We start from the raw sequence: 14,582 nt of genomic DNA, 5'->3' as shown, positions 1-14,582 counted from the left end.
CCTGCCGCGCCACCCCGTTCCGTCGCACCGCCGTGCGGCGAGGAAGCGATACTCGTATGTCCACATCGGACACTTCCGGCCGTCCGCTGCACCTGGCGGTCGCCCTCGACGGTGCCGGCTGGCACCCCGCCGCCTGGCGCGAGCCGGGCGCACGTCCCGCCGAGCTGTTCGGCGCCCGCTACTGGACCGGTCTGGCCCGCACCGCCGAGCGCGGCCTGCTCGACCTGCTGACGATCGAGGACGGGTTCGGGCTGCAGTCCGGGGGCCACCTCGCCGGGGCCGAGCGGCGCACCGACCGGGTGCAGGGCCGGCTTGACGCGTCGCTGGTCGCGGCGTTCCTGGCCCCTTCGACGTCGCGGATCGGGCTGGTGCCGACCGTCACGACCACCCACACCGAGCCGTTCCACGTCGCCTCGGCGCTGGCCACGCTCGACCACGACAGCCACGGCCGCGCCGGGTGGCGGGTGCAGACCTCGGTGCGGGCCGACGAGGCCGCCCACGTGGGCCGGCGCACGATCCCGCCGCTGCGCCGTGCCGACCTGGGCACGCCCGCGGCGCGCCGGCTCGTCGCCGAGCTGTTCGGCGAGGCCGCCGACGCCGTCGAGGTCGTCCGCAGGCTGTGGGACTCCTGGGAGGACGACGCCGAGATCCGTGACGCGCTCACCGGCCGGTTCGTCGACCGCGACAAGCTGCACCGCGTCGACTTCGCCGGCGAGCACTTCGGCGTCGCCGGGCCGTCGATCGTGCCCCGGCCCCCGCAGGGCCAGCCACTGGTCGTGTCCCTGGCCCACGGCTACGAGGCGGCGCTGCTCGCCGCCCGCGTCGGCGACGTCGTGCTCACCACCCCGGCCGACGCCGACGACGCCGCCCGCGTCGTCGCCCAGGTCCGGGCCGCCGAGCACGCGGCCGGACGGACCGCGCCCCCGCTGCGGGTGCTCGGTGACGTGGTCGTCGTCCTCGCGGCGGGCGAGGCCGCCGCCCGCGACCGCCTCGCCCGCCTCGACGCGCTCGACCCGCTCTCCTCCGACGCCGCGGTCCTCGCGACCACCCCCGCACGGCTCGCCGACACGCTGCTGGACTGGCGCCGCGCCGGTCTCGACGGGTTCCGGCTGCGCCCGGCCGTCCTGCCCACCGACCTCGACGCGGTCGTCGACGGCCTGGTCCCCGAGCTGCAGGCCCGCGGGGCGTTCCGCACCTCCTACGGCGAGACCACGCTGCGCGCCCGCTTCGGGCTGCCCCGCCCGGTCAGCCGCTACGCCGACGGGGCCACCCCCGCCCTCGTCCCGACCCCCGCAGGAGCCGGCGCATGAGCCGCAGGAAGCAGATCGTCCTGGGTGCCTACTTCCCGGGCGTCAACCACGACACCGTCTGGAGCGACCCCGCCTCCGGCAGCCACATCGACTGGGAGTCCTTCGAGCACTGGGCCCGCACAGCCGAGCGCGGGAAGCTCGACCTGCTGTTCCTCGCCGAGGGGCTGCGGCTGCGCACCCGCGGCGGCGAGGTCTTCGACCAGGACGTCGTCGGGCGCCCGGACACCTTCACCGTGCTCGCCGCGCTGGCCGCGGTCACCGAGCACGTCGGGCTGGCCGGCACGATCAACTCCACCTTCAACGAGCCCTACGAGCTGGCGCGCAAGTTCGCCACCCTCGACCTGCTCTCCGGCGGCCGCGCCGCGTGGAACGTCGTGACCAGCTCCGACGCCCCCACCGGCGAGAACTTCCGCCGCGGGGCGTTCCTCGGGCACCACCAGCGCTACGAGCGCGCGGGGGAGACCCTCGCCGCGGTCCGCGCGCTGTGGGACTCCTGGGGTTCCGACGCCGTCGTGGCCGACCCCGCGTCGGGCACCTTCCTGCGTGACGGCCACGTCGGGGACTTCACGGTCTCGGGCAACCAGTTCGACATCGCCGGGCGCTTCACCACCCCGCGCAGCCCGCAGGGCCACCCGGTGGTGCTGCAGGCCGGCGAGTCCCCGGCCGGACGCGACTTCGCCGCCGCGTCCGCCGACGCGATCTTCTCCCGCTACCAGCGCTTCGACGAGGCCCGCGCCTTCTACGACGACGTGAAGGCACGGGTCAGGAAGGCCGGCCGCGACCCCGAGGAGGTGCGGATCCTACCCAGCGCGGGCGTCGTCCTCGGTGACACCGACGCCGAGGCCCGCGAGCGCCACGCACACATCCACGACCAGCAGGTCGACCCGTGGACCTCGATCGTGCTCGCCGAGATGGTGTGGAACCGGGACCTGTCGGCGTACGACCCGGACGGCCCGCTGCCCGACGTCGAGCCCACCCCCGAGGCACCGAGGTGGATCGAGGGCCGGGCGCCGCTGACCCAGGACGCGCACGCCACCGTCCGCGCCTGGCGCGAGCTCGCGCAGGCCCACGGGTACTCGCTGCGCGAGACGGTCAAGCACGCCTTCGACCGCGCCGTGTTCGTCGGGACCCCGGAGCACGTGGCCGACGAGATCGACCGCTACGTGCAGAACGACGCCTCCGACGGGTTCATCCTCGGCTCCCACGTCAGCCCGTCCGGCCTCGACGAGGTCGTCGACAGGGTGGTGCCGATCCTGCAGGAGCGCGGGGTGTTCCGGACCGACTACGCCCCGGGCGCCACGCTGAGGGAGAACCTCGGGCTCGCGCACCCGTCGCGCTTCGGCGAGCGCCGTGCGGAGGTCGCGTCGTGACGCGCCGGTTCCGGCTGTGGCGGGACCTGCCCGCCGGCCGCTCGGCCGTGCTGCTCGCCGCCACCGCGCTCACCCTCACCGCCTGTGGCTCCGGCGCCGGTGGTGCCGCGGCCGACGCGGGCCCGCCGCAGCCGGGCGGGACGCTGGTGTTCGCGGTGTCCTCGGACCAGGGTTGCGCCGACCCGCAGCAGGTGCAGAGCAACGACTCGATCTACTCGCTGCGCCAGGTCGTCGATTCGCTCACCGACCAGGATCCGTCCACCGGCGCGATCGTGCCCTGGCTGGCGACCCGCTGGTCGTCCGACGCCGACGCCACCGCCTGGACGTTCACCCTGCGCCCCGGCGCCACCTTCTCCGACGGCGCGCCCGTCGACGCGGCCGCGGTGAAGACGAACCTCGACCGGGCGGTGGAGCTGGGCGCCCGCGGCAGCCTCCCCAAGGGCTACCTGGCCGGGTACACCGGCACCGACGTCACGAGCCCGACCGAGTTCACCGTCCGGTTCGCGAAGCCCAACGTGCAGTTCCTGCAGGGCACCTCCACCCACAGCCTCGGCCTGCTCTCCCCGGCCAGCGCCCTCCGCTCCGACGACGAGCGCTGCGCCGGCGTCGTCGGCTCCGGCCCGTTCACCCTCGAGCGCTACGCCAAGAACGACGTCACGGTGCTCGCGAAGCGGGCCGGCTACGACTGGGGCTCGCAGCTGTTCACCCACCCCGGCGAGGCCTGGCTCGACCGGGCCGAGTTCCGCGTCGTCCCCGAGTCCGGGGTGCGGGCGGGCAGCGTGCAGTCCGGCGAGGTCGACGCGATCGCCAGCGTCGGCCAGCAGGACGAGGCCCCGCTCACCGGGGCCGGGGTCCAGCTCCCGGCCCGGCCGAACCCGGGCCTGCCGTTCGGGATCACGTTCAACCAGGGCACCCCGCTCGGCGCCGACGCAGCCGTCCGCGAGGCGGTGAGCCGGGGCATCGACCGCAACGAGGTCGTGGCCGCGGTCTACCCGACCCAGACGCGGGCGGCGACGAGCCCGCTGTCGTCGACGACGCCGTCCTACGCCGACCAGTCCGCGCTCGTCGGCTACGACCCGGCCGCCGCGACCGCCGCGCTCGACCGCGCCGGGTGGGTGCCCGGCCCCGACGGCATCCGCGCCAAGGGCGGGCAGCGGCTGACCGTGCCGCTGACGTTCGCCCAGAACATCGGCACCACCAAGCCCGCGCTGGAGCTGATCCAGCAGCAGCTGCGCCGGATCGGGATCGACCTCCAGCTCCGCGAGATCCAGATCGCCGAGACCCAGGCCGTCCTCGACGGCGGGGACTTCGTCGCCGCGTGGGGCAACCTGACCCGGGCCGATCCGGACATCCTGCGGTCGACCTACGGCACCGACGGGGCCAACCGCTACCGGCTGCCCACCGGGCCGCTGCAGGCCCCGCTGGTGGCGCAGGCCGCCACGGTCGACCCGGCGCAACGCGCGGCACTCGCCGGGCAGGCGCAGAGGCTGCTCGCGCAGCGGTTCGACACCGCGCCCGTCGTGGAGCTCACCACCGTGCTCGGCGTCGGCCCGGACGCGCACGGCGTCGCGTTCGACGCGTCCTCGCGCATCCAGCTGCACGACGCCTGGAAGTCCGACGCGCGATGACCGTCCCCTACCTGCTGCGCCGCCTCGGGCTCGCCGCCGTCGTGCTGTGGGCGGCGTGGACGGTCAGCTTCGTCGTGCTCTACCTGCTGCCCGGCGACCCGGTCGCGACCATGGCGTCGGCGTCGGACGGCGAGCCGGTCTCCCCGGCCGAGCTCGACGCGCTGCGCGCCCGCTACGGCCTCGATCAGCCGCTGCCGGTCCAGTACGTGACGAAGCTGTGGGCGGCGCTGCACGGCGACCTCGGCACGTCGTTCGCCAGCGGGCAGGACGTGCGGACCGCGGTCGCGCAGGCCCTCCCACCGACCCTCCAGATCGCCGCCGCCGGGCTGCTCGTCGCCGTCGTCGGCGGCACCGCGGTGGCGCTCGCCGCGACATGGGCCCGGACGCCGTGGCTGCGGCAGGTGCTGGCGTCGCTGCCGTCGCTGGCGGTGTCGCTGCCGGTGTTCTGGGTCGGGCTGATGCTGGTGCAGCTGTTCTCGTTCTCCCTCGGCTGGCTGCCCTCGGTCGGCGACCGCGGACCGGAGTCGCTGATCCTCCCGGCGGTCACCCTCGGCCTCCCGACCGGCGCGCTCGTCGCCCAGGTGCTCGCGAAGAGCCTCACCCAGGCACTCGACTCGCCGTACGTGACGACCGCCCGCGCCAAGGGGGTGGGTGCGGCCGCGGTGCACCTGCGCCACGCCCTGGGCAACGCCGCGATCCCCGCCCTCACCGTGCTCGGCTACGTCGTCGGGAACCTGCTCGCCGGGTCCGTCGTCGTCGAGACGGTGTTCACCCGGCCCGGCCTGGGCCGGCTCACCGTCGCCTCGGTCGGGGCGCAGGACATCCCCGTCGTGCAGGGCATCGTGCTGTTCGCGGCGCTCGCGTTCGTCGTGGTCAACCTGCTCGTCGACCTGGCCTACCCGCTGCTCGACCCGCGGGTCGCCGTCGCCCCCGGGAGCACCCGATGACCCTGCTCGACCGCGCCCCCCTCACCGCGCCCGGCGTCCGCGACGCACCGCGCCCGGAAGGCCGCCGCCCCCGGGCCCGGCTCGGACGGTTCCTGCGGGCCCGGCCCGGACTGGTGCTCGCCGGGGCGGTCGTGCTGCTCGTGCTGACCGCGGCGTTCGTGCCGTCGCTGCTCGCGCCCGGCGACCCCGCCGTCGGTGACACCGCGCGCCGGCTCGCCCCGCCCGGGCCCGGCCACTGGTTCGGCACCGACCACCTCGGCCGCGACGTCTGGACCCGGGTCGTGCACGGCGCCTCGCTGTCGCTGCAGGCCACCGTGATCGCGGTCGCCGTCGCGCTCGTCGCGGGCGGGCTGATCGGGCTGCTCGCCGGGTTCGCCGGCGGCTGGGTCGACGAGGTCCTCATGCGCGGCGTCGACGTGCTGCTCGCGATCCCCGCGATCCTGCTGTCGCTGGCCCTGATCACCGCGCTCGGCTTCGGGACGGTGAAGGTCGCGATCGCGGTCGGCGTGGCGAGCGTCGCGAGCTTCGCCCGGGTGATGCGCGCCGAGACCCTGCGGGTGCGCCGCGCCCTCTACGTCGAGGCCGCACGCGCCGTCGGCACCCGCTGGTACGTCTCGCTGTGGCGGCACGTGCTGCCGAACGCGGCCGGGCCGGTCGTCGTGCTCGCGGTGCTGGAGTTCGGCCTGGCGATCCTCGCGGTGTCCGCGCTGAGCTTCCTCGGCTACGGCGCCCCGCCGCCCGCCTCGGAGTGGGGCTCGCTGGTCGCCGACGGCCGCAACTACCTGGCCGTCGCCTGGTGGGTGTGCGCGATGCCCGGCCTGGTCATCGCCGCGACCGTGCTGTCGGTCAACCGCATCTCCCGCGCCCTGGACGGCGAGTGGGGGCGGTCCGCATGAGCGCCCTGCTGCAGGTCGAGGGCCTGGAGGTCGCCTACGCCGGGGGCGGCGGGACGGTGCACGTCGTGCGCGGGGTCGACCTGACCGTCGCGCCCGGGGAGGTCGTCGCCGTCGTCGGGGAGTCCGGGTCGGGCAAGACCACCCTCGCCGCCGCGGTGCTCGGACTGCTGCCCGCCGCCGGCGCCGTCACCGCGGGCACCGTCTCCCTCGACGGCACCACCCTCACCGGGCTGTCCGAGCGCGCGTACCGGTCGGTGCGCGGCGCCCGGATCGGGTTCGTCCCGCAGGACCCGGGTGTCGCGCTGAACCCGGTGCAGAAGGTCGGTGTGCAGGTCGCGGAGGTGCTGCGCACCCACCGGCTCGCCGACCGCCGCTCCGCACCGGCCCGTGCCGTCGAGCTCCTGGGGCAGGCCGGTCTCGACGATCCGGGGACCCGCGCCGGGCAGTACCCGCACCAGCTGTCCGGCGGGATGCGCCAGCGCGTGCTCATCGCGATCGCCATCGCCGCCGGGCCCGCGCTGGTCGTCGCCGACGAGCCGACCAGCGCGCTGGACGCGACCGTCGCCCGGCGGATCCTCGACCACCTCGACGCGCTGCGCCGCGACCTCGGCACCGCGCTGCTGCTGATCACCCACGACCTCGCCGTCGCCACCGACCGGGCCGACCGGATCGTCGTCATGCGGCACGGCCGGGTCGTGGAGCAGGGCACCCCGGCCGAGCTGCTCGCCGGGGCGCAGGACCCCTACACCCGGGAGCTGCTCGCCGCCGCCCCCGGTCTCGCGCTCACCGCTCCGCCGGTGCTCCCGCCCGTCGACACGGCGGGGACCCCGGTCGCCGAGGTCCGCGACCTGGTGAAGGAGTTCCCGCTGCCCCGCGCCCGCGGCTCCTGGACGCGGCGCACCCACCGCGCCGTCGACGGGGTGTCGTTCACGATCGCCCGAGGCGAGACCGTCGCGCTGGTCGGGGAGTCCGGATCGGGCAAGTCGACGACGGCGCGGCTGCTGCTGCGCCTGGAGGACCCCACCTCCGGGCAGGTGCTGCTCGGCGGCGACGACGTGACCCGCGTCCGCGGGGAGGCGTGGCGGGCGCTGCGCCGCCGCGCCCAGCTGATCTACCAGAACCCCTACGCCTCGCTGGACCCCCGGTTCGCCGTCCGCGAGCTCGTCACCGAGCCCCTGCGGGCGTTCTCCGTCGGTTCGGCCGCCGAGCAGGCCGACCGTGCCGCGGAGCTCGTCGACCGGGTCGCGCTCCCGTCGGGGATGCTCGACCGGCGGCCGGGCGAGCTGTCCGGCGGTCAGCGTCAACGCGTCGCGATCGCCCGGGCGCTGGCGCTGTCGCCGGACCTCGTCGTCGCCGACGAGCCGGTGTCCGCGCTCGACGTCTCGGTGCAGGCCCAGGTGCTGGAGCTGCTCGCCGAGCTGCAGGAGCGCGACGGCCTGTCCTACCTGTTCATCTCGCACGACCTCGCCGTGGTCCGGCGGGTCGCGCACCGCACCGGTGTCCTGCGCGACGGCCGGCTCCGCGAGCTGCGGCCCACCGCGGAGCTGTTCGACGACCCGCAGGACGAGTACACCGCAGAGCTGCTCGCCGCGATCGCCGGTAGACGGGCGGGGGTGGTGTCATGACCCGCACCGTCCTGTCCCGGCGGCGTCACATCGACTACGTGCGGATCTCCTCGACGCTGTGTCGGCCGGTCGATCGTCCCGACGGATCGACACCGACACCTCGTCACCAGGAGACATCCCATGAGCGTTCCGACCCTGCCCACCGCTGATCCGGGAACCCAGCTGCTCGACGGGCTCGACGCCCTCGTGCGGCGCCACCGCGCGCTGCGCGGCGGCGGCGACCCCGGCAACGACGCCCTACACGCCGAGCTGATCACCGCCGAGGTGGCCCAGCAGCTCGCGGCGGCCCGCACCGCGTTGCGCCGCCGCCCGCGCGTCGCCTGACCCGTTCCGCCGGGACGCGGCACGCCCGTCGCGTCCCGGCGGACCCGGGACGACACCGAGATGCAGCTCAGGGGGCGCAGCGTGACCCCGGGTGCCCGCTGGGCTGCATCTCGGCGCGCACAGGAGCGCGGCGCGGTGCCACCGGACCGGCCGGCGTGCGGGCCACCGCCGGACGCGGTGCTGCTCAGGACGCCGTGATCCGGCCGAGGACGGCCACGGTGCGGGCCCGCTCGGTGGCGTCGCCCAGCGGGCTGACCAGCAGGTCGGTGGCACCGGCGTCGGCGTAGCGGGCGATCCCGGCGGCGATCACGTCGTCGTCCCCGGCGACGACGAGCCCGCCCGGCGAGCTCAGCCCCTCCCGGTCCAGCACCCCGGCGTAGGACGGCAGCCGGGCGTAGGCCGCGTAGTCGGCCGCGGCGGCGGCCCGCACCCGGTCCGGCTCGGTCGTCGCCGACACCGGCACCCCGACGACCACCCGCGGCGACGGCCGTCCGGCCGCCGCCGCGTCGAGCAACGGCCGGACGTGCCCGGAGATCGTCCGCGGCCCGGTGAGGAAGGTGATGGTGCCCGTGGCCCGCTCACCCGCCAGCCGCAGCATCCGCGGGCCCAGCGCACCGAGCAGCAGCGGGACCTCCGGCGCGGCGCCGGGCACCGCGGTGTCCGCCGCATCCGACCCGGGACCGGACGAGCCGGGGACCCGTTCGCCGCGTAGTAGCGGGGCGAGCACGTCGAGGTGGTCGGACAGTGCGGCCACCGGCCGCGTGAACGGCACGCCGTACACCTCCAGCAGCCCCGGGTGGCTGACCCCGAGCCCCAGGGTGAGCCGCCCACCCGACGCCGCCTGCACGGTCAGCGCCTGCGCGGCCAGCACCCGCGGGTGCCGCGGCTGCACGACGACGACCGACGCGCCCAGCTCGACGTCCGGCACCTCCCGGGCCACGGCGGCGTACAGGGTGAGGGTGTCGAACCCGTAGCCCTGCGGCAGCCACACCGTGCGCAGTCCCGCCGCGGCGACCGCCCGGGCGCGGTCCACGATCTCCTCCACCAGGTTCGCCGACCCGGAATCCTCGAGCCCGGCTGCGAGGTTGACACCGATACCGATCATGGGCCCACCGTGCGACGACGGCCGGGCCCGGACCAGGAGCGAACCGATGGGGGTACCCGTGGTGACAGGATCGGCGACGGCCCGGTCCCGGACCGCGACGGCGGACCGCCGCCGTGAGCTGGGCGCCTGCCTGCGCTCCTACCGGGAGCGGGTCGCACCGGCGACGGTCGGGCTGCCCGACCGCGGTCGCCGGCGCACGCCGGGGCTGCGCCGCGAAGAGGTCGCGGCGCTCGCGGGGGTCGGTCTTACCTGGTACACGTGGCTCGAACAGGGGCGGGTGACCGCCTCCGACGAGGTCCTCACCGCGGTCGGCGGGGTGCTGGGCATCGACGGCCCCGGGATCGCCCACCTGACCCGGCTGTCCCGTGACGGGGGACCGGCGGCGGGCACCGCACCGGAGGAGCTGGCCCCGGTGCTCGCGAGCTGGCCCGGCCACCCGGCGGTGCTGCTCGACGCCCGGCTCGGCGTCGTCGCCGCCAACGACGCGTGGGAGGCCGCGGTCGGCCGTCCCGCCGACGACGACCCGGGGCGGCGCCACGTGCTGTGGCAGCTGGCGGCCGACCCCGCGGCGCGGGCCCGGTTCGAGCCGCACCCCGGCCCGGCGGTGCTGTCGTGCCCCGGCCCCGGACCCGACGAGCTGCTCGCCGCACTGCACCGCCGGTTCCGGATGGCCTCGGACCTCGACCCCACCGATCCGGGCACCCGCGGGGTCCGCGACGCCCTGCGCGCCGACGCCCCGGAGCGGGCACCGCTGTGGGAGTGCCGTGGCGTCGGCGCGTTCGGGCGGCCCCGGGTGCGTCTGGGCGGCGTCGACCGGACCGCCTACCTGCTCGGTGAGGCCGGGGTGCCGGGTGCGGCCGTCCTGGCACTGCTGCCGTCCTGACCCGCGGCCCGCACACCCCTCGCGCGGCCGTCGCACCCGCCGCGACGGCCGCACGCGGGGTGGACGGGGCTACTTCACCTCGTTCAGCCGCCCGGTCGCGACGTCGAACACGAAGCCGCGGACGGCGTCGGTGCGCGGGACGAACGGGTTGGCCCGGATCCGGGCGATCGACTGGCGGACGTCGTCGTCGAGGTCGGCGAAGGCCTCGGCCGCCCACTCCGGCTTGATCCCGGTGTCGGCCTGGACCGAGGCCTTGAAGCCGTCGTCGGTGAAGGTCAGCATCCCGCAGTCGGTGTGGTGGATGAGGATGATCTCCTCGGTCCCCAGCAACCGCTGGCTGATCGCCAGCGAGCGGATCTCGTCGTCGGTGACGACTCCGCCCGCGTTGCGGATGACGTGCGCCTCGCCCTCGGCGAGGCCGAGGATGCGGTAGACGTCGAGCCGGGCGTCCATGCATGCCACGACGGCGAGCTTGCGCGCCGGCGGGAGGGGCAGCGGACCGGAGAAGCTCTCGGCGTAGCGGGCGTTGTTCTCGAGCAGTTCGTCGGTGACGGACACAGGGGCTCCCGTGGGTGGCGGTGGTCGCGGGCGGCGCGCCCGCGAGCGGGACGCGGAGCGGCCGCGCGGCGCCCGGGCGGCGCTACGCGGCCCACCGACACCGTTCGTCGAACTGCACGACACGGCGGCTGGGCCAGAACTGCTCCAGCAGCGTGCGCATCACCGCATGATTCGACCCCGCCCCGGGGCAGGGCGCAAGGGGCCGACCGGCAGGTGGACCCGCGGCAGGCCCTGTCCGGACAGCGGGGAAGCGGCTCAGCCCTCGGGGAAGGCGAACAGCTCCAGCGCGATGTTGTCCGGGTCGCGGAAGGAGATGCCGCTGCCGTAGTGCGCCTTCTTGATGCCGTCGTGGGCGATGCCGAGCTCGGTCAGCTTCTGCGCCCACTGCTCCAGCTCGGCGTGCGAGCCGACCGTGAACCCGACGTGGTCGAGCCCGGTGCGCTCCTCGCTGAAGGCCTCACCGGACTCGCGGCCCTGGTGGGTGTGCAGGCCGAACAGCATCCCGCCGTCGAGGGCGAAGACGGTGTGGTGGAAACGGCCGCCCTCCTCGTCCTCGTCGAGGACGGGTTCGGCGCCGAACAGCGCCGCGTACCAGCGCGTGCTGCGCTCGAGGTCGCTGACGGTCAGGGCGACGTGTTGCAGACCGGGGAAGGCCACGGCAGAGCTCCCTTGCTACGCCTGATGTCGATGTATGCACGTGTCTATCAGCCGTGCCCGGTCCGGTGCCCCCTCCGACCGGAGGGTGGTCACGGCGGCGGGAGGGCGGGATAGCCGACCGGGCCGCGGTCGCCCTCCCAGCCCCACCGGCGCACCATCGCGTGGGCCACGTCGTAGTCGTCGACGGCGAGGCCGGTGTCGATCCGTGTCACCGCACCCCAGTCGGCCTGGTCCGGGTCGTCTGCCGTGTCGATCCGGGTCGCGACGACCTGCTCGGTGGTGGTGCGGCGCATCGCGGCGAAGCTGCCCCCGGCGACGTCGGCGAACGACACGTCCAGCGCGAACCCCAGCGAGGACGGGCCCAGCACCAGGTAGCGCGGGGTCTGCACCAGACCGGCACGTACCGCGGGCAGGTCGCGCAGGCACGGCGCCGCCCACAGGATCGACCAGTCGACGTAGACTGGCCGGTCCGCGGCCCGCAGCATCGGCACCACCGGCATCGGGGTGACGAGCCGTGGCGCGGCCGCGGCGAGCCACCCGCCGGGCCCGACCGCGGTGTCGGCGGCGTGCAGGCGCACCCGGTCGGTGCCCGGGGGCAGCGACGCGAGCGGCACCCGCACGGTGCGCCACCCCGGGCGGTCCAGCGGCGCGTCCTCCTGCACGCGCTCGGCCGGGTAGGTGGCGCGGGCGTCGCCTGCGGTGGCGGTGTCGTCGAGCGTGACCCGGCCGTCCGGGCCCGCGGACCCGGCACGGGCGTACTCCAGCTCCAGGGTGTCGCCCTGCCCGGTGCGCCCGGCGACGTCGACCGCCAGCACCCGGCCCGCCGGCCCGGACGGCACCCGGAACCACCGGGTGGTGAGGGTCCCCGTCGTGCCGACGCCGCCGTCGAGGCTGCCCCAGGCGAGGCCGGCGCGCGGCGGGTCCTCGGCCCAGCCGCGGCCCTCGGTGAACCCGGCCAGGGTGTCGGCGCCGTCCGCGTCCTGCAGTGTGCCCCCGTCGACCGGGACGGTGACGTGGTCGAGGATGCCGCAGGTGTCGCGCCCGGTCAGCTCGTCCCACATCTGCCCGCCGACGGAGTAGCCGCCGCCCTGGCGCAGCGGGGCGACGACGAACGACCCGACGACCACCGACACCCCGGTGACCAGCGCGACGACCACCACCGCGGCGGGCAGCGCGGCCCCGGCACCGGCCGCCGCGCGGACCAGGGCCGCGCCGCGTCCCGCGTGCCGCCCGCCGCGGCGCCGGAGCAGCAGCAGCGCGGTGCCACCCGCGGCGAGCAGCACCGCGACCGCGACCCAGGTCCGCGGCGAGTTCAGCGGTGTGAACGGCCCGTCGGCGCGCGGGACACCCCAGCCCGACCACAGGAACCACTCGTTGCGCCCGGCGAAGGCCAGCGCGGCCAGGACGACCGCGGCGAGCGTCCCGGCCGCCGCCGCGCCCCGCACCGTCGGGTCGCCGCTGCGCCGCGCCGCCGTCACGACCAGGACCGCCCCCACGGCGACGGCCAGCGCACCGGTCCCCGCCAGCGTCCCGAAGTAGTGGGTCCACTTCGACGGCGCCGGGGTGAGCAGCACGAACCCCAGCGCCAGCCCGACGGTCGGGACCGCGGCCCGGCGCAGCCCCGGCGACCACCGGTGCGCCCCGCGCGCGACCAGCGGCAGCGCGGCGACCAGCATCGCGACCGACAGCAGCACCGGCACCCGCCGCCCGAGCCCGCCCTGCTCGGTCCCGAACCCGAGCAGGCGGCTCCAGCGGCCCAGCTCCTGGAACCAGGGCGTCGCCGGGCCGTAGAACTGGTGCATCTCGGTGGCCCGCAGCACCGTGTACAGGCTCTGCCCGGTGAACACGACCAGCAGCCCGGCGGCGGCGATCCCGGTGGCCGCGACGACCGCGGCCACCCCGGCGGCCACGCCCGCGGTGCCGCCGCGGGTGACCCGGCGCCACAGGGCGGGCAGCAGCAGGACCAGCGCCCCGGCCACCGTCACCGACGACGGCGTGACGGCCAGCGCGAGCCCGGACGCCAGCGCCGCGGCCGCCGTCCACGCACCGGCGCGGCCGCCGGGCCGGGCGGCGGCCCGCACCGCGCAGCACAGTGCCGCCGTCGTGGCCAGCGCCGCGAACGGCTCCGGCCGCACCCCCAGGTTCAGCGGCAGCCACCAGGCCAGCAGCGCCACCCCGAGCGTGCCCCGCACCCAGGCCCGCCGGTGGTGGCGGGGCAGCAGCGCGGGCAGCGCGACCCGTGAGACGAGCAGCCACACCACGATCCCGGCCAGCACCGACGGCACCCGCAGCCCCAGCGGCCCCACCCCGGCGCCGGCGAGCGCCTGCACCATCCGGAGCACCAGCGTGTACGGCGCCTCCGAGGCGTTGCCCCAGCGGTAGACATTGCCGAAGTCGCCGGTGGCGCTGCTCGTCGCGTTGCGCGCGATGGACTCGGTGAACCCGTCGTCGGTGGACAGCGGGCCGAGCACCGTCCACGCGGCCAGCGTGGCGACGACCAGCACGTCGGCGAGGACCCGGCCCGCACCCGCGGGCCCGCGCAGCGCGGCGAGCCGGGCGCGGGCCAGCCGGGCCGCGCCGCGCCGGGGGCGGAACCGGTCCCCGGCCAGCCGGGCCAGCAGCACCGCGGCGACGGCGGCGGCGAGCCACTGCCCGGCGATCAGCGCGACCTTGGCCGGGGACGACGCGGCGGCGAACCAGTCCGCGGTGCGCGCGGTGACGCGCAGGCCGTCGGCGTCGGCGGGGGAGAGCTGGGTGGTGAACGCGGCGACGGTGCGGACGACGTCGCCGGGGAAGGCGCGCGGGGCGCCGTCGCCGACCGTGACGCGGGAGCCGGACCCGTCGGCGTCGAGGACCAGGCCGCAGCGCTCACCGGCCGGGACCGGGGCGCGGAGCAGCTCGCGCCCGCCGACGAGCACCCGGGCGGCCCCGTCCGCGGCGGTGAGCACGGCGAACCCGATGCCGGTCGCACCCGGCCGCTCCGAGGCCGCGACGGTCGTCTCCGCGCCGGTGCCTGCCGACCGGGCCTGCGCGGCGCGCAGCACCCGGCACGGCACCTCGACGCGCAGCGACTCCGGGGCGTAGGGCTGGAAGGCCGCCGTGGTCGGGACGGGCTGCTCGCCCGCCCGGGGCCAGGTGACGGTCGTCGCGCGGGTGTCGACGGGGGCGAACGGCACGAGGGCGGCGAGCAGGCCCGCGAGCAGACCCACGAGCAGGGTCGCGACCACCAGGCGGCGGGGGACGGGAGGGGTGGTGGGGTGCATCGACTTCCGGATCGGA

Annotated in this window: 12 protein-coding genes; 8 read left to right on the top strand and 4 right to left on the bottom strand. The window is 76.5% G+C overall.

The window, feature by feature from the left end; all coding sequences use genetic code 11:
• The first annotated feature begins 56 nt into the window (after window positions 1–56).
• From WJX68_RS13165 to WJX68_RS13135, 7 genes are all read left to right on the top strand, one after another.
• The gene (locus tag WJX68_RS13165; protein WP_340290356.1) at window positions 57–1,310 is read left to right on the top strand and encodes an LLM class flavin-dependent oxidoreductase; all 1,254 of its coding nucleotides are present in this window, start codon (window positions 57–59) and stop codon (window positions 1,308–1,310) included.
• Complete coding sequence (locus WJX68_RS13160) at window positions 1,307–2,680, top strand: NtaA/DmoA family FMN-dependent monooxygenase (RefSeq protein WP_340290353.1); 1,374 nt, start codon at window positions 1,307–1,309, stop codon at window positions 2,678–2,680. Before WJX68_RS13165 ends, WJX68_RS13160 begins: the two co-directional genes overlap by 4 nt.
• The gene (locus tag WJX68_RS13155) at window positions 2,677–4,308 is read left to right on the top strand and encodes an ABC transporter substrate-binding protein (RefSeq protein WP_340290350.1); all 1,632 of its coding nucleotides are present in this window, start codon (window positions 2,677–2,679) and stop codon (window positions 4,306–4,308) included. Before WJX68_RS13160 ends, WJX68_RS13155 begins: the two co-directional genes overlap by 4 nt.
• Window positions 4,305–5,255 (top strand): ABC transporter permease, encoded by a 951-nt coding sequence (locus tag WJX68_RS13150; RefSeq protein ID WP_340290347.1) that lies wholly within the window; start codon window positions 4,305–4,307, stop codon window positions 5,253–5,255. The genes WJX68_RS13155 and WJX68_RS13150 overlap by 4 nt, the downstream gene beginning before the upstream one ends.
• Window positions 5,252–6,151, top strand: coding sequence for an ABC transporter permease (locus WJX68_RS13145; RefSeq protein ID WP_340290344.1), 900 nt, complete (start codon window positions 5,252–5,254; stop codon window positions 6,149–6,151). The genes WJX68_RS13150 and WJX68_RS13145 overlap by 4 nt, the downstream gene beginning before the upstream one ends.
• Window positions 6,148–7,776 carry a dipeptide ABC transporter ATP-binding protein gene (locus tag WJX68_RS13140; protein WP_340290341.1) on the top strand — a complete coding sequence of 543 codons (1,629 nt, stop codon included), beginning with the start codon at window positions 6,148–6,150 and terminating at the stop codon, window positions 7,774–7,776. The genes WJX68_RS13145 and WJX68_RS13140 overlap by 4 nt, the downstream gene beginning before the upstream one ends.
• 120 nt (window positions 7,777–7,896) lie before the next feature.
• Window positions 7,897–8,100 carry a hypothetical protein gene (locus WJX68_RS13135; RefSeq protein ID WP_062396219.1) on the top strand — a complete coding sequence of 68 codons (204 nt, stop codon included), beginning with the start codon at window positions 7,897–7,899 and terminating at the stop codon, window positions 8,098–8,100.
• Window positions 8,101–8,284: 184 nt separating this feature from the next.
• Here the strand turns inward: WJX68_RS13135 and WJX68_RS13130 are convergent, their stop codons facing one another.
• A complete protein-coding gene (locus tag WJX68_RS13130) occupies window positions 8,285–9,205 on the bottom strand; it encodes a TIGR03564 family F420-dependent LLM class oxidoreductase (RefSeq protein WP_340290333.1) in 921 nt (306 codons plus the stop codon).
• Between the two features lie 46 nt (window positions 9,206–9,251).
• Between WJX68_RS13130 and WJX68_RS13125 the strand changes: the two genes are divergently transcribed.
• Entirely contained in the window at window positions 9,252–10,088 is an 837-nt protein-coding gene (locus WJX68_RS13125) for a helix-turn-helix domain-containing protein (protein ID WP_340290330.1), read from the top strand.
• Window positions 10,089–10,157: 69 nt separating this feature from the next.
• Here the strand turns inward: WJX68_RS13125 and WJX68_RS13120 are convergent, their stop codons facing one another.
• From WJX68_RS13120 to WJX68_RS13110, 3 genes are all read right to left on the bottom strand, one after another.
• Entirely contained in the window at window positions 10,158–10,646 is a 489-nt protein-coding gene (locus WJX68_RS13120; protein ID WP_340290327.1) for a beta-class carbonic anhydrase, read from the bottom strand.
• 255 nt (window positions 10,647–10,901) lie between these two features.
• A complete protein-coding gene (locus WJX68_RS13115; protein WP_340290324.1) occupies window positions 10,902–11,303 on the bottom strand; it encodes a VOC family protein in 402 nt (133 codons plus the stop codon).
• A gap of 89 nt (window positions 11,304–11,392) precedes the next feature.
• A complete protein-coding gene (locus WJX68_RS13110; RefSeq protein WP_340290321.1) occupies window positions 11,393–14,566 on the bottom strand; it encodes an arabinosyltransferase domain-containing protein in 3,174 nt (1,057 codons plus the stop codon).
• Window positions 14,567–14,582 lie beyond the last annotated feature (16 nt).

Source organism: Pseudonocardia spirodelae (assembly GCF_037727765.1).
Classification (GTDB): Bacteria; Actinomycetota; Actinomycetes; order Mycobacteriales; family Pseudonocardiaceae; genus Pseudonocardia; species Pseudonocardia spirodelae.
This window is presented reverse-complemented; position numbering and strand designations above follow the sequence as displayed.